We start from the raw sequence: 19,869 nt of genomic DNA on the forward strand, positions 1-19,869 counted from the left end.
TCCATGAATGCTTTTACAGCCCATGGGAGCGGCACCACCCGGAAGGAATATCCCGAAGCGGTGCACAGCGTCCTCGCTGTTGTGTGTTACTTCAAAGGAACCTCGACCACCGCGCACACCCCCCGAAAGAGGGGCGACCCGGATGGACGGGGTATCAACATATCTGGCGTTGACTTTTGGCACGCTGTTGAGTTCTCAAGGAACGGACGCTTCCTTCGGAATCCCCCGACCATTCGGCCGGTTCTTCCTCCGGGCGCTTCCCTTCGGTGTTCCCGACCCTACCACATCCGATTCTTTCCGGATCCGGCTCCCGGTCGGCGGGAGTTCAAGCTTTTACCGCCCTCCGGCGTGAGCTTTCCGCCCTCCGGCGTTGCCACCACCGTAGAACATTCCCCCGCCCGATTCAAAATCGGGCCCGGAGCCATTTCCACACACGGACACACGAATACACGGCAATACCGCGATCCGACGTACCCGCACACGTGCGAAGACGACGACCCGTTCGAGATCGTTCGAAGAGTAGGTCCTGCGAAGATGACCGTCGCACTCGGGCGACAACCGCGCCACCGACATGCGGGGCTCGGCCTCCGCGTCAGTGGCAACCCGATGAACCTTACGGATGCGCCGGGGCCGTGTCAAACCCCGGGCCGGAGAACCGGGGTCGGGGCGGTCGGAACCGGGAGCCGCCCCGGTTCCGCCGGTGAACTCCCCTACCTCGAACCACCGTTACCGCTGTTGCCACCGTTACCGCCGGAGGCCAGCTCGCGGCTGCGGTCCCGGGCCGCCTCCAGAGCGGCCAGGAAAGCCGCCCGGACCCCGTGCTTCTCCAGCTCGCGGATCGCGCTGATCGTCGTACCGCCCGGTGAGGTGACGGCCTCCCGCAGGGTCACGGGGTGCTCGCCGCTGTCCCTCAACATGAGCGAGGCTCCGTACGCGGACTGGACGATCAGGTCGTGCGCCTTGTCCCGGGGCAGCCCGAGCAGGATGCCCGCGTCCACCATGGCCTCGACCAGGAAGTAGAAGTACGCCGGGCCCGAGCCGGACAGCGCCGTCGCCGCGTCCTGCTGGGACTCCGGCAACCGGAGCGCCTTGCCCACGCTGGTGAAGATCTCCTCGGTGTGGCGCAGGTGCTCCTCCCCGGCGTGGGCGCCGGCCGAGATGACCGACATGCCCTCGTCCACCAGGGCCGGTGTGTTCGGCATGACCCGCACCACCGGGGTGCCCGGCGCCAGGCGCTCCTCCACGAAGGCCGTGGTGATGCCGGCCGCCGCGCTGATGACCAGACGATCGGAGGGGGCGTGCGGCGCGAGTTCGGCCAGCAGGGTCGCCATGTCCTGCGGCTTGACCGCGAGGATGAGGGTGTCGGCGGTCTTCGCCGCCTCCGCGTTGTCCACCACCGCGATCCCGTACCGGGCGCGCAGCGCCTCGGCCCGCTCCGCTCGCCGGACCGTGGCCAGCAGGTCGGCGGCCGGTCGGCCGCCCCGGAGGATGCCCCCCAGCAGCGCCTCACCGATCTTTCCTGCGCCGAGCACGGCGATCTTGCGGGTCATGGGTGGCTCACCTCGTGGAGTGGGGTCGGTCGGGGTCCGCCGGTGTCGCTCCGGGACGGCCGGCCGACGGAACCCTGACTCCCGCCGGCCGGCCCGTGATCGGTGGCGAACCCCCGGACGGGACGGCAGGACCCCATGGTGGCACCGCAGGGGGCCCGGGGCCCCGACCGTCCGGGGTACGGGCGGGCCGGGGAGCGCGGCGGGCGTGCCGCCCTCTCCTCCAACGCGTCGGCGAGGACCGGCGGGTAGCCGGGGCGGGTGGCGTCGCAGCCGGCGGCGACGGCGTCGAAGGAGAGGGCGGGGGTCGTGTCCGGAACCGGGGTGGTCGGGCTGCCGGCCGGGGGCCGCGGGACCTTCCGCCATGGACCGGGCCCGCCCGCTCCGTCCCCGCTTCCATCGCCGACCCGGGGAGGGACCGGTACCCGCGGCCCGCGCGGCGGGCACGGTTCCTCAGCGGGTGTCGGTGAGGTAGGCGAAGGCGACGACGTTGGCGTTCCAGCCGTCGGCGCGACTGAACTGTCCGCCGCAGGTGATCAGGCGCAGCTCGGGGCGGCCGGCGTAGCCGTAGACCAGTTCGTCGGGGAACTCCTCGCGGGGAAAGACCTCGACGCCGTCGATGGTGAAGACCGCGGTCGTGCCGTCGGCTCGGTCGATCTCGATCGTGTCGCCGCGTGCGAGGGAGCCCAGTGAGTAGAAGACCGCCGGACCCGTGGCGCTGTCCACGTGGCCGGCGACCAGGGCGGTGCCGTCCGCGCCGGGGGTGACACCACCGCGGTACCAGCCGGCGTGATCGGGCGCGGATTCCGGGGGCACCTGGAGGCTGCCGTCGGGGGCGAGCCCGTACCCGGTGAGGGGGGTGTCGATGTCGATGGCGGAGACGCGCAGGCGCAGGGGGGTGGAGGCGGGCAGGGCCGGTGTGGAGCCGCCCACCACGGATATCGCGTCGGCGGTCGCGGTGGGGTCGGCCGAGGCCCGGGACTGCGCGGCGGTGGGTTCGGGGGGACCGTCGGTGTCGGTGCTCGCGACGAGCCATCCGCAGACGGCCAGGGTGGCGAGGGCGCCGACGGTGAGGGCGGTGGTGACGACGCGGTCCCGGGCACGGGGGGCGTTCCCGGCGTTCGCCTTCCTCATGGGGGTCTCGGGCCTCCTGGGGGTCTCGGGCCTCCTCGGGTCCGGGGCGGGGACGCCGCCCGGCCCCCGGCCGGGCCGGGCGGCGTCGGGATGGGTCGGCCCCCGGGCGCCTCGGACGCCCGGGGGCCGGAACGGGCCCGTCCGGTCGGGGAGGTCGGCCGGCCGTGACGGACCCGGGTCCGGGGTGCCGGCCCGCCGAAGGGGCGGACCGACGGGGAAACGGCCACGGGCGTCGCCGAAAGGCGGGTCCGGCGGTGGGGGTCGCCCGACGGTGGGGCCCCGGGGCGGGAGCGGGGGTTTCCGGCCCCGGGGCCGGCACCGCCGGACACCTCGGCGCGGGCTTCCGGCGATCCCGTCGCCGCCGACCCGCCCGGTCAGTGGTCGGAGGTGTGCCGTCCACCGTAGCGACGGCGCATCATCCAGACCCCGCCCGCCGCCGAGGCCACCAGGAGCGCTCCGGTGCCTGCGACGAGGGCTCCGGTGCCGCCGACACTGCCGCCGATGCCGCCCTGGACGCTGCCCGACGGGGAGGTGGCGGTGGGAGTGGGGGTCGCCGTCGTGGTGGGCGTGGCGGTAGGGGAGGCCGTGGAGGCGGCCTGGACCACGCGAAGCACGCCGCTGGCCAGCCGGCCGCCCGAGGCGCAGCTCACCGCGATGGTGTAGTTGCCCGCCGTGGCTCCCGAGGGGACGGTGAACTGGCCGATCAGGGCATCGGTCTGGGTGGAGGGGGCGAGGGTGAACTCGCCGGCGCCGACGGAGGTGGCGTCGCCGGTGGCGGTGGTGTCCCCCGTGCAGAAGGAGGTGCTGACGGCGACGGCGTCACCGGGACGGGCGGGGGTGGGGAAGAGTTCGGCGTCCCCGGCCGGGGCCGCCGACGCGACACCTCCGGCCGACCCCGTGGCGCTCAGGGCCAGGACGAGACCCGCGAGGGTACGTGGTGCACGCATGAGGATCCTCCGCTGGGGAGCACGGCCGCGGTGCGAGGGCACCGCACGTGTTCGATCACAACGGGGATCACCGGCCGGCGCGCGTCGGGAACGGCGCCGCCGACCGGCCTGCGGGTCCCGCCCCGGGGGCGTTTCCGCTGGTCCACGGAGTGTGGAGGCGGGTCGGGGCGGATCGCCGGGGTTACTGCGAACGGGGGACGGCCGGGGTCCGGTCGGAGGTCAGCGCCCGCCGTCGCGCCGGCGGGCCCGCCGGGCGGGGTTACCGGAGCGACGGGTGGTGAGCTGCTGCCAGCGGGCCAGCTCCTCCTCGTACTCCCGGCGCCGCAGCCCTTCGCCGGGCGCCTCGATGCCGCTGCGCAGGGCATAGGCCAGCAGCAGTCCGAGGAAGCCGACCGCCTTGATCGAGCGGAAGGAGGGGTCGTCGGCGCCGGCGCCGACGCGGTTCCAGCCGGCCCAGGTGCGGGTGAACGCGATGGCGGAGCAGACCGCGAAAGCGACCACGACCAGGGTGGTGAGCCAGCCGGCGGTCTCGTTGATGCGCAGGCCCTCGTAGCCCATGCGCAGCACCAGGGCGCCGAAGGCGGCGAGGATCATCGCGCCGAGCCCCAGTGCGAAGCGGCGCGGGGTGTAACCGCGCGAGTGATCCACCCAGCTGGTGCCGTAGAAGCGAATCGGCCGGGGTTCGGGCCGCTCCTCGGGGGTGGCTCCGCCCGCGGCGGGGGGAATCGGCGGCTGCTTGCTCATGTGAACGATTATGACCGGCGGGCCGGGAGGGGCTGAAGCCCCGTCCCGACCCGCTTTCGTTACGGTTCGGCCGGCGTTACGGTTCGGCCGGCGCGACGCCGGGCGTCGGCGCGCCCGGCCCCTGCTCAGCTCTCCAGTCGGGAGATGTCGCGCACCGCGCCCTTGTCGGCGCTGGTGGCCATGGCGGCGTAGGCGCGCAACGCCAGGGAGACCCTGCGGTCCCGGGCGACGGGGGCGTACCGGCCGCCGAGCGCGGCGCGGCGGGCGGCGAGGGTCTCCTCGTCCACCTTCAGCTCGATGGTGCGGCCGGGGATGTCGATGGCGATGGTGTCGCCGTCCTCGACCAACGCGATGGTGCCGCCGGCCGCCGCCTCCGGGGAGACGTGGCCGATGGACAGGCCGGAGGTTCCGCCGGAGAAACGGCCGTCGGTGATCAGCGCGCACTTGGCGCCCAGTCCGCGCCCCTTGAGGAAGGCGGTGGGGTAGAGCATCTCCTGCATGCCGGGGCCGCCACGCGGACCCTCGTAACGGACGACGACCACGTCGCCCTCCTTGACCCGCTTGCCGAGGATGGCCTGGACCGCGTCCTCCTGCGACTCCACGACGACGGCGGTGCCGGTGAAGCTGTGGATCGACTCGTCGACGCCGGCGGTCTTCACCACGCAGCCGTCCTCGGCGAGGTTGCCGTACAGCACGGCGAGACCGCCGTCGGCGGAGTGCGCGTGCGCGCGGTCCCGGATGCAGCCGGCGGCGGCGTCGGTGTCCAGGGAGTCCCAGCGCTCGGACTGCGAGAAGGCGGTGGCGGACCGGACGCAGCCGGGTGCGGCGTGGAACATCTCCACGGCCTCCGGGGAGGGCGAACCGCCGCGGATGTCCCAGGACTTGAGCCACTCGTCCAGGGAGTCGGCGTGCACGGCGTGCACGTCCCCGTCGAGCAGGCCGGCACGGTGCAGCTCGCCGAGGATGGCGGGGATGCCGCCGGCCCGGTGGACGTCCTCCATGTGGTACACGCCGTTGGGCGCGACCTTGCACAGGCACGGGACGCGGCGCGAGACGGCGTCGATCTCGGCCATCGTGTAGTCGAGTTCGGCCTCGTGGGCCGCCGCCATCAGGTGCAGGACGGTGTTGGTGGAACCGCCCATCGCGACGTCGAGCGCCATGGCGTTGTCGAAGGCCGCGCGGGAGGCGACGGCGCGCGGCAGCACGGTCTCGTCGTCCTGCTCGTAGCGGCGGCGGGTGATCTCGACGACGGTCCGGCCGGCCTCCTCGTACAGGGCGCGGCGGGCGGTGTGGGTGGCCAGTACCGAGCCGTTGCCGGGCAGGCCCAGGCCCAGGGCCTCGACCAGGCAGTTCATGGAGTTGGCGGTGAACATGCCGGAGCAGGAGCCGCAGGTGGGGCAGGCGGCCTCCTCGATGCGCTCCAGATCCTCGTCGGAGACGTTGTCGGCCACCGCCTCGGACATGGCGTGCACCAGGTCGAGGTTGCTGCGGACGGTGCCGTCGACCAGCGTGGTCTTGCCGGCCTCCATGGGGCCGCCGGAGACGAAGACGGCGGGGATGTTCAGCCGCAGCGCCGCCATGAGCATGCCGGGCGTGATCTTGTCACAGTTGGAGATGCAGATCAGCGCGTCGGCGCAGTGCGCCTCGACCATGTACTCGACCGAGTCGGCGATCAGGTCGCGGGAGGGCAGCGAGTAGAGCATCCCGCTGTGGCCCATCGCGATGCCGTCGTCCACGGCGATGGTGTTGAACTCGCGGGGGATGCCGCCGGCGGCCGAGATGGCCTCGGAGACGATGCGGCCGACGGGCTGCAGGTGGGTGTGGCCGGGGACGAACTCGGTGAAGCTGTTGGCCACGGCGATGATCGGCTTGCCGAAGTCCTCGCGCGCTACGCCCGCGGCGCGGAGGAGGGCGCGGGCACCCGCCATGTTGCGTCCGTGGGTGACGGTGCGGGACCTCAGTGTCGCCATGGGTCGGCTCTCCCTGCGTGGATGGCTGTGCGGATCGCTGTACGGATACCTGCCTGGTGGACGAGCGTACGCCGGTCGCCCGCCGATCGGGACGGACATACCGGATACCGAGACGAGGGGTCGGGGCACGGGGACACGGCGGGGGCGGGCGTGGCGCCGGGGACGCGCGTGGCGGACGGATCGCGCGGGTCCCGACGCGGGCCCCCGGTCCGGCGCGGCCGGTACCGGGCCGGTGCCCACGGGGGCGGTGCCGGTGCCGTGCCGACTTCGACTTCGGCCGCGCCGGGGACGGGTCCGCGACGTCGAACCCGGCACGGACACCCCACCCCGGACCCCCGCGCGGACGGAGAGGGACACGGCGCGACCGATACCGGGGGCGGACCGGGGCCGGGACGCCCCGCCGGGGACGGACCCGGAACCGACGGGGCACCGCGGAACGGGCGGGAACACCCCGCACCCGGAGCCGGGGGGATCAGGGACGCGGGTCGGCCGGGTGCGGGGCGAGCAACGGCAGCAGACGACGTCCGGCCGGGGCGGCGGGCCCGTCGGAGCCGGCGGCCGGGGCAGCGGCTTCCGACGCGGCGAGGCGGTCCTCGCACAGGCCGACCAGCACCTCGTAGGCGCCCTTGCCCATCAGCTCGGTGAGTTCCGGCCGATAGGAGATGTACACCGGGTCGGCGGCACCGTGCGCGGCGGGCGCGCCGGTGCACCACCAGTGCAGGTCGTGCCCGCCGGAGCCCCAGCCGCGCCGGTCGTACTCCCCGATGGTGACGTGCAGCCGCTCCTCCCCGTCCGGCTCCTCGACCCACTCGTAGGAGCGCCGGATGGGCAGCTGCCAGCAGACGTCCGGCTTGGTCTCCAGCGGCTCGCGGCCCTCGGCCAGGGCGAGGGTGTGCAGGGAGCAACCCTCCCCACCGGCGAAGCCGGGCCGGTTGAGGAAGACGCAGGCCCCGGCGACGCGTCGGGTGCGGAGGTCGCCGTCCTCATCGGTCTCGGTCCAGCCGGCCGCCGAGGTGCCGGTGCCGTGGAACTGCCAGGTCTCCGGGGTGAGCCGGGTCATGTGCCGGGCCACCCGCTCCCGGTCCTCGTCGTCGGTGAAGTGGGCGCCCAGAGTGCAGCAGCCGTCGCTCGCCCGACCGGCGGCGATGCCCTCGCAGCCACGGCCGAAGACGCAGTTCCAGCGCGAGGTGAGCCAGGTCAGGTCGCAGTGGAAAATCTGGCGGGGGTCCTCCGGGTCGGAGAACTCCACGTTCAGCCGGGGGAAGTCCAGGGGCGCCTCGTCCCCGCGCCGCCGGCGCCGGGCACCGTCCATCGGCTTCACGGCTTTCCCGCCGGTCTTCCGCTTCGGCTTCTTCCCGGCGATCCTCCCGGCGTCCTTCCCGGCGTTTTCCCCCGTTTCCCCGATCCCGTCCGACTTCGCCCGATTCCTCGTTGTCACCACGTCAGGGTAATGGCCGGAGTAGCGTTGACCGTCATGAGACTCGGAGTACTGGACGTCGGATCGAACACGGTCCACCTGTTGGTCGTGGACGCACACCCCGGGGCGCGGCCGATGCCGGCGCGGTCCCACAAGGTGGAACTGCGGCTCGCCGAGCTGCTGGACGCCGACGGCTCGATCGGGACCGACGGGGTGGAGCGGCTCATCCGGACCGTGCGCGCCGCCCTGGACGTGGCGGAGGATCACGGCGTCGCCGAGCTCCTGCCATTCGCCACCTCGGCCGTGCGCGAGGCCGGCAACGCGGACCGGGTGCTGGCCCGGGTGACGGAGGAGACGGGGGTCGAGCTGCGGGTGCTCTCCGGGGAGGACGAGGCCCGCCTCACCTTCCTGGCCGCCCGCCGCTGGCTGGGCTGGTCCTCCGGACGGCTGTTGCTGTTCGACATCGGAGGCGGCTCGCTGGAGATCGCCTTCGGCATGGACGAGGCGCCGGAGGTCGCGGTCTCGCTGCCCCTGGGCGCCGGCCGGCTGACCGCCGCCCGCCTGCCGGGGGACCCGCCCCGGGAGGCGGACATCCGGGCGCTGCGCCGCGACGTGCGCAACCGGATCGCCGAGGTGGTCGGTGAGTTCACCCGGTACGGCAGGCCGGACCGGGTGGTGGCCACCTCCAAGACCTTCAAGCAGTTGGCCCGGCTGGCCGGGGCCGCGCCCTCGATCGAGGGGCAGTACACGCCCCGCCGGCTGGAGCTGGACGAGTTGCGGGTGTGGGGGAAGAAGCTGTCGCTGATGCGGACCGCCGAACGGGCCGAGCTGCCGGGCGTCTCCGCGGGGCGGGCCCGGCAGCTGCCGGCCGGGGCACTGGTGGCCGAGGCGACGATGGACCTGTTCGGGGTGCGGAGCCTCGAGGTCTGTCCGTGGGCGCTGCGCGAGGGGGTCATCCTGAGGCGGCTGGACCGGATGCGGGGCGACTGAGGGCGGCCGGGGATCCGGGACCCCGGGGCGGGGCCGACGACGACGGAAGGGGCGGCGGGGGCGCGGAGGGGGCGACGGAAAACGACCGGCCCGGTGGCGTGTCGAACCGGTCGCCGCGCCGACATCCCGACCAGGACCACCCCTTTCGCCCCGACTTGAGGCGACTTCCGAGGTGTTCGTCCACCCGCTGGATACCGGGATGTTTCGCCCCGCTTCGCACGCGTTCCGTTCGGTGCGCGGCGGGCCCGTAGTCTTGGGCCCGTGGTGGAACAGTCTCCGATCGGCGTCCCGGTCGCAAAGGTCGCGCTCTCCACGGCCTCGGTGTATCCGTTGGACACGGCGGCGGCGTTCGCGATCGCCGCGCGGTTGGGCTACGACGGCGTCGAGGTCATGGTGTGGACGGACCCGATCAGCCAGGACCCCGACGCGCTGCGCGCCCTCTCCGATCGGTACGAGATGCCGATCCTGGCGGTGCACGCCCCCTGTCTGTTGATCACCCGGGGGGTGTGGACGACCGACCCCTGGGAGAAGTTGCAGCGCTCGCGACGGGCGGCGGAACTCCTGGGCGCCTCAACGGTGGTGGTGCACCCGCCGTTCCGGTGGCAGCGCGCCTACGCGCGGGCGTTCGTCGAGGGCATCCGGCGCATGGAGTCCGAGACCGATGTGCGCTTCGCGGTGGAGAACATGTACCCGTGGCGGTACCGCGAGCGCGGTGTGCAGGCATACGCCCCCGGCTGGGATCCCACCGAGGAGGACTACCGGCACTTCACCCTCGACCTCTCGCACACCGCCTCCTCGCGCAGTGACGCGGTGGCGATGGCCGCCCGGATGGGCGACCGGTTGGCCCACGTGCACATCGCGGACGGCACGGCCTCGGGCACGGACGAGCACCTGGTGCCGGGACGCGGTACCCAACCGTGCGCGGAGGTGCTCGCGGGCCTGACCCGATCGGGGTTCGACGGGATGGTGGTCGCGGAGATCAACACCCGTCGGGCGATGAACGGGACGGAGCGGGAGAAGGACCTGGCCGAGGCACTGGAGTTCACCCGCCGGCACCTGATCCCGGCGGGCCCGGGCGATCCGGGGGCTCCCGGTGGTCCGGGGGTGCCCGACGATCCGGGGGTGCCCGGCGATCCGGGCGGCCCGGGAGCGCCGGATGTCGCGTGGGCACCGGGCGATCCGGGAGTGCCGGATGCCCCGTGGGTGCCCGGCGATCCGGATGGCCCGGGAGCACACCGATCGGGCGGCTGAGCCGGCACGGCGCCGGCGGATCGGCCGGGCCATGGACGCCCGGTCGTGCGACGAACCGGCACGGAACGGGACGCGCCGGTCGGCACGGGGCGGGGAGCGGGTGACCGGGGAGCGCCCGTACCGACGGCGATGACGTCGAACCATCCCCGCGCGTGCGTGTCCACCTTCTCGTCTCACCCGTCACCGACCCGGCCCCGACAGCAGATGCGGTGTGACACCGGATGGCGGGGCCCGGATTCCCGACAAGGCCGTGGCGGTGCGGGAGTGAACCCGCCGAGCGGAGCCCCTCGCGAGAAGTGCGGCGGGAGAGGCCGACCGACTCCCGGTGGAAGCCGGCCGACGCGCCGTGCCGACACCTCTCGGGTCGGGGACCGCTCCCGGACCGGTGCGGACCGGCACGGGTCAGGTCGGGTCGGGGTCCGGCCCCGGATCGGGGTCCGGATCACCGGGGGGCTCCGGATCGGGCTCCGGATCGGGCTCGGGGCCCGGGTCGGGCGGCGGGGACGGGGCGCGCCCCGTCCCCTCGACGGTGATCACATTCCCGGTGGGCCGCACCCGGATGCGCGCCGACCAGGCCCCGCGTGGCTCCCGGTCGGGCTCCACGGTCACCCGGACCGTGACCCGCTCCCCCGGTCGCAGCGTCCCGGAGGTCCGGTCCAGGCTCAGCCAGGAGGCACTCGTCGACAGCGACCAGTCCACGTCGGCGTCGCCTATGGCGGTGAGCACGATCAGCGTCTCCGCACCACCCCGTCCGGAGCCGGACATCGCCTCGACGGAGAGGCGCGGGGTGCCCGGGGGACGTTCACCCGAACCCCCGGAGTCGGCACCGGGCGCGTCGGGGTCGGCGGCCCGATCGTCACCCGCCCGTTCGTCGTCCCTCTCGTCGGGTGCCTCGTCGGCACGGGGGTCGGGACGCCCGCCCCCGTCGCCCTCCGGGTCCCCGTCCGCCGGGTCGTCTCCCGACCGGTCCGGGTCGTCCGCCCCCCGGCCGCCGGCGGGATCGGCGCGGCCGGCGTTCTCGTAGGGGTGGCCGTCGGCACCGGGGACCTCCCCGCCGGCGTCCCGCTCGGTGACGGCGACCCCGTCGGCCCGCTCACCGGTCGGCGCGGCCCCGCGATGGGCCGCCAGCACGGCCAGCGCCGGGGCGGCCAGAACCGTCGCGACGACGGTGGTGGTCAGGACCCGGCCGCGCAACCGCTCCCGCCGGGCCACCCGGTCGCGCTCGTCCATCGGGAATCCGGCGCGGTCCAGGCGCGGGAGGTGCCGTGCGCGGGCCCGCCGGGAGGCGAGACGGGCGGTCTGGACGGCGGGCCGGGGAGCGGCCAGCACCGCCAGCCGGGACGGGCCGACCGGGTCGGTGCCGGGCCACCCCGCGCCGGCGCCGGAGACGGCGCGCTGGGCGATCCGGCGACAGGTGGGGCACTCGTCGGTATGACGCAGGAGTTCACCGCGCAGGGCGGGCGCCACCAGGAGGTGCTCGTGACCGGCGAGGCCGGAGAGCCCCGCCACGGCGGGGCAGGCCGCGGCCCGGGCCGCGGCCAGCGCGCCCCTGGCCCGCTCGACCTCGCAGGCGGCGGTGGTCAGCAGGGTGCGGGTGGCGCCGACCGGGCGGCGCAGCACCGCCGCGACCTCCGCCGTGTCGAGTCGGTGCCGGACGGCCAACTCCAGGGCCTCGCGCTGCTCGGGGGTGGTGCCGGCGGCCTCGGGCCAGGCGAGGGCGGCCAGTTCGCCGCGCCGCCGGTCGGCGTCGGATCCGCCGGCACTGGGGGTGGGCGGGGCCGCGCCGGCGGTCCGGCGGGCGGTGAGCCGCCGCAGGCAGGCCCAACGCGCCAGGGCGTAGAGCCAGGCGCGGTGCAGTTCCGGCTCGGCGGGGCGGCGGCCGTGGCGGTGGCGCTGCTCGGCGGCGGCCAGCGCCTCCCCCAGCGCGGCGGTGGCGGTGTCGTGCTCGCACATCACCGACAGGCAGTAGGTGAACAGGCCGTCGAGGTGGGCGTCCTCCCAGGCGACGGGGGTTTCGGCGGATCCCGTGCCGGAGGGCGCGTCGGAGGCGGAGCGCCCCCGGCGGCGCTCCGCACGACCGCTCCCGGGCCCGGGCACCCGGGAGGTGTGCAGGGTTCGGGTGGGCCCGGGGGTCGCCCCGGGGGTCGACCGGTCGGTGGGACGGCCCCGGGTACGGGCGGAGGGGGCGGCGTGCCGGCGGCTGCTGCTCATCCCACCCGACGTTAGGGCCCCGGGGAGTCCTCCCGGTCGTCTCCCGGCAGGGTTCCCCCTATCGGGTGACGAAGCCCGGGGGTGAGCCCGACCCGTGTGTTCCCTCCCCGCCGGCCCCGGTCGCGGGCGGCACCGGGGAAGGCGTTCCCGTATCGGCCGGGGAACCCGCCACCGGCACCGAGGGGCGGGATGACCCGCGCCGGGGACCGCGGGCCGGCACAGCCCGCCGCCCCGGGCGCCACCCCCGCCCGGACAGGCCCCGGCGCCCGGACGGGACCACCGGGGACCGACCCGGTCGGGCGGCACCCGGGGCCCGGACCACGACCACCGCGTCCCGGGTGGCAGCCCCGATGTCGGTGTCCGGCGGTACGGTCGTGCGCATGGCCCGTAGATCAGACCGACCGTCCTACCGCTGCACCGAGTGCGGCTGGTCCACCGCGAAGTGGCTCGGCCGCTGCCCGGAGTGCCAGGCATGGGGCACCGTCGAGGAGGTGGGCGCCGGTCCGGCGGTGAAGACCACCGCCGCCTCCCGGGTGACCTCCCCGGCCCTGCCGATCGGGAAGGTGGACGGCCACAGGGTGGTGGCCCGCGGCACCGGTGTGCCGGAGCTGGACCGGGTGCTGGGCGGCGGCCTGGTGCCGGGCGCGGTGGTGCTGTTCGCGGGCGAGCCGGGCGTGGGCAAGTCCACGCTGCTGCTGGACGTGGCGGCGAAGGCGTCCTCGCCCGAGCGGCCGACGCTCTACGTGACCGGGGAGGAGTCGGCCGGGCAGGTGCGGCTGCGGGCCGACCGGATCGGCGCGATCGCCGACAACCTCTACCTGGCGGCGGAGACCGACCTCTCGGCGATCCTGGGCCAGTTGGACGCGGTGAAGCCGGAGTTGCTGGTGCTGGACTCGGTGCAGACCGTCGCCTCCCCGGAGATCGACGGCGCGCCGGGTGGGATGGCGCAGGTCAGGGAGGTGGCCGGGGCCCTGATCCGGGCCTCCAAGGAGCGCGGCATGTCCACCCTGCTGGTGGGCCACGTCACCAAGGACGGCGCGATCGCCGGTCCCCGGCTGCTGGAACACCTGGTGGACGTGGTGCTGCACTTCGAGGGCGACCGACACGCCCGGCTGCGCCTGGTGCGCGGCGTGAAGAACCGCTACGGCGCGACCGACGAGGTCGGGTGCTTCGAGTTGCACGACTCGGGCATCACCTCGCTCGCCGACCCGTCCGGGCTGTTCCTGACCCGGCGTTCCGAGCCCGTGCCGGGGACCTGCCTGACCGTCACCCTGGAGGGCCGCAGGCCCCTGGTGGCGGAGGTGCAGGCGCTGACGGTGGACAGCCAGATCCCCTCTCCCCGGCGGACGACGTCGGGGCTGGAGACCTCCCGGGTGTCGATGATCCTCGCCGTCCTCGAGCAGCGGGGTCGGATCGGCGCGCTGGGGAAGAACGACATCTACACCGCGACGGTCGGCGGGGTGCGGCTCTCGGAGCCGGCGGCCGACCTGGCGGTGGCGTTGGCGCTGGCCAGCGCGGCCTCCGACGCCCCACTGCCGCAGAACCTGGTGGCGATCGGCGAGGTGGGGCTGGCCGGTGAGGTGCGGCGGGTGACCGGTGTGCAGCGGCGGTTGGCGGAGGCGGCCCGGCTGGGCTTCACCCGGGCCCTGGTGCCGGTCGATCCCGGCGAGGTGCCGGCGGGCATGAAGGTCGTCGAGGTGGGCGACATCGGCGAGGCGCTGCGGGTGCTCCCGGCCCGTCCCCGGCGCTCGCGCGACGCGCCGGGGGAGCCGGACGGGTCGGACGGGACGAACGGGGGCGGCGGCGGATCGCCGCTGTCGGGCGGTGGTCGTGGGCGTTCCGGCGGGCGTTCCGGCGGCCGGGGGCGGGCGCGCGGCGCGGCCGGGGAGGCGGTGGAGGATCCGGTCGGGGCCTGAGGTCGGCGGTGGCGCGGGACGGCGTATCGGGACGAACGGGCCCGTCGGCGCCCTCGGGCCGGGGGTCGCGCCGGTAGACTTCTGCTCTCACCGCAACATCGGTCCCCGGAGGAGTGCATGGCAGCCAGCGACCGGCCGACGGGAGCGGGCAGGGTGGACGGGCTGGTACGCGCGTCCCTGAGCGCCATCGCCCCGGGCACACAGCTCCGGGACGGCTTGGAGCGCATCCTGCGGGGCAACACCGGCGGGCTCATCGTGCTCGGCTTCGACCGGACCGTGGAATCCCTGTGCTCCGGTGGGTTCGTACTGGACGTGGAGTTCACCGCGACGCGGCTGCGGGAGCTGTGCAAGCTGGACGGCGCGGTGGTCCTGGACCGCGACAGCACCAAGATCGTGCGGGCCGGCGTGCAACTGGTGCCGGACTCCGACATCCCGACCGAGGAGACCGGTACCCGGCACCGCACCGCGCAGCGGGTGTCGATCCAGACCGCCTTCCCGGTGATCTCGGTGAGCCAGTCGATGCGGCTGATCGCGCTGTACGTGGACGGGCAGCGGCGGGTGCTGGAGGACTCCGGCGCGATCCTGTCGCGGGCCAACCAGGCGCTGGCCACCCTCGAGCGCTACAAGCTGCGGCTGGACGAGGTCACCGGCACGCTCTCCGCGCTGGAGATCGAGGACCTGGTGACCGTCCGGGACGTGGCGGCGGTGGCGCAGCGGCTGGAGATGGTGCGCCGGATCGCGGCCGAGATCGCCGGGTACGTCGTGGAGTTGGGCACCGACGGGCGGCTGCTGTCGCTTCAGTTGGAGGAGCTGATCGCGGGCGTGGAGCCGGAGCGGCAGCTGGTGGTGCGCGACTACCTGCCCGAGGCGAGCGCGAAGCGGTCGAAGAAGGTGTCCACGGCGCTGGCCGATCTGGACGCGCTCACCCACTCCGAGCTGCTGGAGCTGCCGATGGTGGCCCGGGCGATGGGGTACAGCACCTCGCCGGAGACGCTGGACAGCGCGGTCTCGCCGCGCGGTTTCCGGCTGCTGGCGAAGGTTCCGAGGTTGCCGGGCGCGGTGATCGACCGGCTGGTGGACCACTTCGGCGGGCTGCAGAAGTTGTTGGCGGCGTCGGTGGAAGACCTGCAGGCGGTGGACGGTGTGGGCGAGACCCGCGCGCGCTCGGTGCGCGAGGGACTTTCCCGGCTGGCCGAGTCCTCCATTCTGGAGCGCTACGTCTGACCGGTGCGCGAGGCGCTTCCCCGGCCGGTACGGCTCCGGCGGGGTCGACCGAGGATGTCCGATACCGCCCTGGTTCCGTGCCGATCACCGACCGTAGGGTCGGGTCGTGCACCTGATCCCCGCTCCGGTGGAGCTCCTGCCCGGTCCGACGGACGGCGGCGCCTTCGTCCTCGACCCCGACACCCGGCTCGTCGCGGACGCGGCGAGCGGGACGGCCGAACAGTGGCTGACCTGCGTGCTCGGTCCGGCGCTCGGCCTGCCGCTGCGCCCCGGCGGTCCCGACGCGCGGAACGCGATCACCCTGCGGGTCGCCGAGCGGCTCGCGGGGCGCGGTTTCGAGGCGTACGAACTGGTGGTGGACGCCTCGGGGGTGCTGATCGAGGGCGGTGGGCCGGCCGGGGTCTTCCTCGGCGCCCAGACCCTGCGGCAACTGCTGGGCCCCGACGCCTTCCGTCGCGCACCGCTGCGCGACGGCCCCCGGAGGGTCCCGCCGGTGCGGATCGCCGACGCCCCGCGCTTCGCCTGGCGCGGCATGATGCTGGACGTGGCCCGGCACTTCATGCCCAAGGACGGCGTGCTGCGGTACATCGACCTCCTCGCCGCCCACAAGTTGAACGTGCTGCACCTGCACCTCACCGACGACCAGGGGTGGCGGATGCCCGTGGAGCGGTATCCCCGGCTCACCGAGGTGGGGTCCTGGCGGGCCCGCACCCAACTGGGCTTCGGCGAGGACGCCCACCGGGACGAGCGCCCGCACGGCGGCCACTACACCCGCGACGACCTGCGGGAGATCGTCGCCCACGCCGCCGCGCGGCACATCACCGTCGTCCCCGAGATCGACGTGCCCGGCCACTCGCAGGCGGCCATCGCCGCGTACCCGGAGCTGGGCAACACCGATGTCGTGGACACCTCGGCCCTGGTCCCGTGGGATCGCTGGGGCGTCAACCCGAACGTGCTGAACGTCTCCGACGCGACGCTGGAGTTCTACGAGAACGTCCTGACCGAGGTGCTGGAGATCTTCCCCTCCGAGTGGATCCACATCGGTGGCGACGAGTGTCCGAAGGAGCAGTGGCGGGCCTCCCCCGCCGCCCAACAACGCATCCGGGAGCTCGGTCCGGCCGACGAGGACGAGTTGCAGAGCCGGTTCATCCGGCACTTCGACCGGTGGTTGGCCGAACGGGGGCGACGGCTCGTCGGCTGGGACGAGATCCTCGAAGGGGGGTTGGCGCCGGGCGCGACGGTGATGTCCTGGCGGGGGTACGCGGGTGGTGTCGCGGCGGCACGCGCCGGGCACGACGTGGTGATGTGCCCGCAGCAGCACACCTATCTCGACTGGCGCCAGTCCGAGGGACCCGACGAGCCGGTGCCGATCGCGCACGCCCGCACCCCGGAGGACGTCCACCGCTTCGAGCCGGTCCCCGAGTCCCTGACGGAAGCGGAGGCGGCACGGATCATCGGCGTCCAGGCCAACGTCTGGACCGAGACGATGGACAGCGCCCGTGCGGTCGACTACATGGTCTTCCCGCGCCTGGCCGCCTTCGCGGAGGTCGCCTGGAGCCCCCTGCCGCCACCGGCCGAGCGGGACTTCGCCGATTTCGAACGTCGAATGGAGGCCGCCCACTACGCCCGCCTCGACGCTCTCGGGGTGGAGTACCGTCCGCCGTCCGGTCCCCGCCCCTGGCAGCGACGCCCCGGTGTGCCGGGCCGCCCCCGGGACGGGGCGCCACCGGCGCGCTGACCCGGTCCGTGCCGGATTCCGCCGAAGGTCCGTCGGGGCCTGGCGGGAAAGCCTCGGCTCCTCCTGTCGCGGAGCGGTGAATCGTTCGGGAAGGGCGCGCCGGCGGTACCGCCTCATCCCGTGGCGACCGGGCAACCCTCCGGACCGTGGCGGCGTCCGAGGGGGAAACACCGGGCGCGGAAAGAGGGACGCCATGGACGAGACCCCGCTGAGGACGGTGAGGTGGGCGGCTCGCGGAGCGGGAATCGCTCTCGACTGCCTCACCCTGCGCGCCGGCTTCGAGCGCTTCCGGCGCGGCCCCCGAAAGAACCGTCCCTAGTCCTCCTCGAGGCGGAAGGTGGTGGGGGCCACGGCGAAGCCGTCGATCTCCGCCTCGGCCAGGTAGGTGCCGTGGGGGGCCGCCGGGCCCCGGGTGTCGCAGTCCTCGACGGAGCGGCGGCGGTCCCAGGTGATGATCCGCTCGGTCTCGCCGTCGGCCGGCACGGCCACCGGGGTGGAGGCGGGACCGGTGGGACAGGTGGTGGAGTCCCAGATGGTGCGGTCGCCGTCGTCGGTGCGCGTCATGGTGAGGGTGAACGAGCGGTGGCCCAGGTCGGCCCGGCAGTCGGCGGACGAGGTGTTCTTCAGGGTCAGCCGCAGCCGGGGGAGCTCACCCGGCGGGTAGGAGTTGGAGACCGGCGACAGCGAGAGCCGCAGGGCGCCTTCGGAACAGCGGGGCAGGGAGGCGGCGCCCGCGCCACCGGTGCCGGCCGGGCCGGCGCCCGCGCCACCGGTGTCGGACGAACCACCGGAGTCACCCGCGCCACCCGATCCGCCGGTCGAGGCGGGGTCGTCGATCGCGATGCCCTCGACGTCACCCGCGCCGGGGGCGTCCGGGTCGTCACCGTCGGTGTCGGCCCCCGCGTCGTCGCCGGTGCCGTCCCCGGCGTCCGCGCCCTCCGCGTCGCCGTTCTCGCCGTCCTCGTCCGCGTCGTCGGCCGGGTCCCGGCCACCGGGCCGGTCCTCGACGAGGTCGTCGTCCTCGTCCTTCTCCGGTTCGGGGGAGATGGAGGTGGCCGGGCCCCCCGCGCCGTCGTCACCGCCGGAGCCGGAGGAACCCGATCCGCCGAGGTTGAGCGCCCACAGGATCAGCAGACCGAGCAGCGCCACCAGGAGCAGCACGACGGCCCGCCGCCGCCAATAGATGGAGGAGGGCAGCGGTCCGATCGGAGTGCGCAGAGATCCCACGCGCGAACTCTACGCTGTTCGCGCCCCCCAACAGCGGCGTTCTCCCGGCGGGTTGCGCTTGCGCGCACGTCCGTTCGGGGTGAGCCCGGCGTCCGGCGGCGCGCTCCTTTCCCCACTCCGTGCCGGACATGCCAGGATCGTGGGGCGATGACACCGAATTCCTCTGCTTCCACGGCTTCCCCCGTCCCCGGCCCCACCGTCCCCGCGTCGTCCGCGTGGCCCGAGTCCTCCGTGACGGCCCCGGAGCCCTCCCCCGACCCCGGACCCGGTCTCCCGGACGCCGGGATTCTGCACGGCCCGGTTGTCGCCTGGTTCGCCGAGCACGCCCGGGACCTGCCCTGGCGGCGCCCGGAGGCCGGCGCGTGGGGCGTGATGGTCAGCGAGTTCATGCTGCAGCAGACGCCGGTGGCGCGGGTGCTCCCGGTGTACGAGGAGTGGATGAGGCGCTGGCCGCGTCCGGCCGACCTGGCGGCCGTCCCCTCCGGCGAGGCGGTCCGGGCGTGGGGACGCCTGGGGTATCCGCGCCGCGCGTTGCGGCTGCACGCCGCCGCCGGGGCGATGACCGAGCGGCACGGCGGCGAGGTGCCGCTCGAACACCCGCATCTGCTGGCGCTGCCCGGCGTCGGCGAGTACACGGCGGCGGCGGTCGCCTCCTTCGCCCACGGCCGGCGGCACGCCGTGCTCGACACCAACGTGCGGCGGGTCTTCGCACGCGCTGTGGTCGGCAACCGTTACCCGCCGAACGCGACGACCGCCGCCGAGCGGCGACTGGCCCGGGCACTGCTGCCGGAGGACGAGGTGACGGCCGCCCGGTGGGCGGCCGCGACCATGGAGCTGGGCGCGCTGGTGTGCACGGCGCGGGCGCCGAGCTGCGGGGTGTGCCCGATCGCCGATCGCTGCGCGTGGCGGCTGGCCGGCTCACCGGAACACCAGGGGCCGCCCCGACGCGGGCAGGCCTGGGCCGGCTCCGACCGGCAGGTGCGCGGACGGTTGATGGCGGTGCTGCGGGAATCGATGGAGCCGGTGCGGGGATCGGCGTTGGAACGGGTGTGGGAGGAGTCGGTGCAACGCGAGCGCGCGCTGCGCGGGCTGCTGACGGACGGGCTGGTGGAACGCCTGCCGGACGGGCGTTACCGCCTACCGGGCGCCTGAGCCGGGGGCCGGTTCCCCCGCCGCGCGGGCCGGGGGTGCCGGCGCCGGGGCACCGACGCCGACACGGGGCCCGGTCCCGGAGAGGCCGCGCACCCGCCGTCCACCGGGCCACCCGGGGAACGACCCGCTCCCCGTCCCGCCGCTGCGATGCCTTCCACCGGAACGGCGGGATCGGGAACCACGGGCGCCGGCCCACTCACCCCGCTGTCACCCCGCTGTCCCCGCCCGGGAAATTCCGGGCCGGGTCCCACCGGGGCGGCGCACACCGGGCGCCGCTCCCACCGGGACCGAGACCCGTCGGCGGCCCCGAGCGCACCCCGAGGCGTCGGCCCGCCCATCCCTCCACCCCGGCACCGGGCCGGGACGCGCCCCGCCGGACACCGGGGCGAAAGGGACCCCGG

Annotated in this window: 14 protein-coding genes; 6 read left to right on the forward strand and 8 right to left on the reverse strand. The window is 74.7% G+C overall.

Annotated elements, in window-relative coordinates; genetic code table 11:
• Positions 1-710 precede the first annotated feature (710 nt).
• The 6 genes from proC to LZF96_RS24380 form a co-directional block, all read right to left on the reverse strand.
• Positions 711-1,550, reverse strand: a complete 840-nt coding sequence (gene proC / locus LZF96_RS24355; RefSeq protein ID WP_233876668.1) for a pyrroline-5-carboxylate reductase — start codon at positions 1,548-1,550, stop codon at positions 711-713.
• A 450-nt stretch (positions 1,551-2,000) separates the two neighbouring features.
• Positions 2,001-2,681, reverse strand: a complete 681-nt coding sequence (locus LZF96_RS24360) for a class F sortase (protein ID WP_233876670.1) — start codon at positions 2,679-2,681, stop codon at positions 2,001-2,003.
• 374 nt (positions 2,682-3,055) lie between these two features.
• Complete coding sequence (locus LZF96_RS24365; RefSeq protein WP_233876673.1) at positions 3,056-3,628, reverse strand: hypothetical protein; 573 nt, start codon at positions 3,626-3,628, stop codon at positions 3,056-3,058.
• A 219-nt stretch (positions 3,629-3,847) separates the two neighbouring features.
• Entirely contained in the window at positions 3,848-4,372 is a 525-nt protein-coding gene (locus tag LZF96_RS24370; protein ID WP_233876675.1) for a hypothetical protein, read from the reverse strand.
• A gap of 125 nt (positions 4,373-4,497) precedes the next feature.
• On the reverse strand, positions 4,498-6,342 hold the full coding sequence (gene ilvD / locus LZF96_RS24375; protein ID WP_233876677.1) for a dihydroxy-acid dehydratase: 1,845 nt from the start codon (positions 6,340-6,342) through the stop codon (positions 4,498-4,500).
• Between the two features lie 472 nt (positions 6,343-6,814).
• The gene (locus LZF96_RS24380) at positions 6,815-7,654 is read right to left on the reverse strand and encodes a hypothetical protein (RefSeq protein WP_233876713.1); all 840 of its coding nucleotides are present in this window, start codon (positions 7,652-7,654) and stop codon (positions 6,815-6,817) included.
• A gap of 162 nt (positions 7,655-7,816) precedes the next feature.
• Between LZF96_RS24380 and LZF96_RS24385 the strand changes: the two genes are divergently transcribed.
• Both LZF96_RS24385 and LZF96_RS24390 read left to right on the forward strand, forming a co-directional pair.
• Positions 7,817-8,749 (forward strand): Ppx/GppA phosphatase family protein, encoded by a 933-nt coding sequence (locus tag LZF96_RS24385; RefSeq protein ID WP_233876679.1) that lies wholly within the window; start codon positions 7,817-7,819, stop codon positions 8,747-8,749.
• Between the two features lie 264 nt (positions 8,750-9,013).
• A complete protein-coding gene (locus tag LZF96_RS24390) occupies positions 9,014-10,000 on the forward strand; it encodes a sugar phosphate isomerase/epimerase (protein ID WP_233876715.1) in 987 nt (328 codons plus the stop codon).
• A 402-nt stretch (positions 10,001-10,402) separates the two neighbouring features.
• On the opposite strand, the gene LZF96_RS24395 is transcribed toward LZF96_RS24390, so the two are convergent.
• Complete coding sequence (locus LZF96_RS24395; RefSeq protein ID WP_233876681.1) at positions 10,403-12,211, reverse strand: sigma-70 family RNA polymerase sigma factor; 1,809 nt, start codon at positions 12,209-12,211, stop codon at positions 10,403-10,405.
• A 380-nt stretch (positions 12,212-12,591) separates the two neighbouring features.
• Here LZF96_RS24395 and radA point away from each other — a divergent pair, with 380 nt between their 5' ends.
• The 3 genes from radA to LZF96_RS24415 all read left to right on the forward strand — a co-directional run bounded on the left by radA (position 12,592) and on the right by LZF96_RS24415 (position 17,089).
• Positions 12,592-14,127 carry a DNA repair protein RadA gene (gene radA / locus LZF96_RS24405; protein WP_233876683.1) on the forward strand — a complete coding sequence of 512 codons (1,536 nt, stop codon included), beginning with the start codon at positions 12,592-12,594 and terminating at the stop codon, positions 14,125-14,127.
• A 117-nt stretch (positions 14,128-14,244) separates the two neighbouring features.
• Positions 14,245-15,351 carry a DNA integrity scanning diadenylate cyclase DisA gene (gene disA / locus LZF96_RS24410; RefSeq protein WP_233876685.1) on the forward strand — a complete coding sequence of 369 codons (1,107 nt, stop codon included), beginning with the start codon at positions 14,245-14,247 and terminating at the stop codon, positions 15,349-15,351.
• A 106-nt stretch (positions 15,352-15,457) separates the two neighbouring features.
• Complete coding sequence (locus LZF96_RS24415) at positions 15,458-17,089, forward strand: beta-N-acetylhexosaminidase (RefSeq protein ID WP_374203325.1); 1,632 nt, start codon at positions 15,458-15,460, stop codon at positions 17,087-17,089.
• A gap of 315 nt (positions 17,090-17,404) precedes the next feature.
• Here LZF96_RS24415 and LZF96_RS24420 read toward each other — a convergent pair whose 3' ends face one another.
• Complete coding sequence (locus LZF96_RS24420; protein WP_233876687.1) at positions 17,405-18,316, reverse strand: hypothetical protein; 912 nt, start codon at positions 18,314-18,316, stop codon at positions 17,405-17,407.
• A 147-nt stretch (positions 18,317-18,463) separates the two neighbouring features.
• Here LZF96_RS24420 and LZF96_RS24425 point away from each other — a divergent pair, with 147 nt between their 5' ends.
• On the forward strand, positions 18,464-19,468 hold the full coding sequence (locus tag LZF96_RS24425; RefSeq protein ID WP_233876689.1) for an A/G-specific adenine glycosylase: 1,005 nt from the start codon (positions 18,464-18,466) through the stop codon (positions 19,466-19,468).
• Positions 19,469-19,869: the final 401 nt, after the last annotated feature.

This window comes from Streptomyces sp. ST2-7A (genome assembly GCF_021390475.1).
Taxonomy (GTDB): domain Bacteria; phylum Actinomycetota; class Actinomycetes; order Streptomycetales; family Streptomycetaceae; genus Streptomyces.

Bases quoted from the DNA above. Each gene is read 5' to 3' on its own strand.
- radA (WP_233876683.1), top strand. From the start codon at position 12,592: ATGGCCCGTAGATCAGACCGACCGTCCTACCGCTGCACCGAGTGCGGC.
- disA (WP_233876685.1), top strand. From the start codon at position 14,245: ATGGCAGCCAGCGACCGGCCGACGGGAGCGGGCAGGGTGGACGGGCTG.
- LZF96_RS24360 (WP_233876670.1), bottom strand. From the start codon at position 2,681: ATGAGGAAGGCGAACGCCGGGAACGCCCCCCGTGCCCGGGACCGCGTC.
- LZF96_RS24395 (WP_233876681.1), bottom strand. From the start codon at position 12,211: ATGAGCAGCAGCCGCCGGCACGCCGCCCCCTCCGCCCGTACCCGGGGC.
- LZF96_RS24370 (WP_233876675.1), bottom strand. From the start codon at position 4,372: ATGAGCAAGCAGCCGCCGATTCCCCCCGCCGCGGGCGGAGCCACCCCC.
- LZF96_RS24380 (WP_233876713.1), bottom strand. From the start codon at position 7,654: ATGGACGGTGCCCGGCGCCGGCGGCGCGGGGACGAGGCGCCCCTGGAC.
- proC (WP_233876668.1), bottom strand. From the start codon at position 1,550: ATGACCCGCAAGATCGCCGTGCTCGGCGCAGGAAAGATCGGTGAGGCG.
- LZF96_RS24365 (WP_233876673.1), bottom strand. From the start codon at position 3,628: ATGCGTGCACCACGTACCCTCGCGGGTCTCGTCCTGGCCCTGAGCGCC.
- LZF96_RS24425 (WP_233876689.1), top strand. From the start codon at position 18,464: ATGACACCGAATTCCTCTGCTTCCACGGCTTCCCCCGTCCCCGGCCCC.
- LZF96_RS24385 (WP_233876679.1), top strand. From the start codon at position 7,817: ATGAGACTCGGAGTACTGGACGTCGGATCGAACACGGTCCACCTGTTG.
- ilvD (WP_233876677.1), bottom strand. From the start codon at position 6,342: ATGGCGACACTGAGGTCCCGCACCGTCACCCACGGACGCAACATGGCG.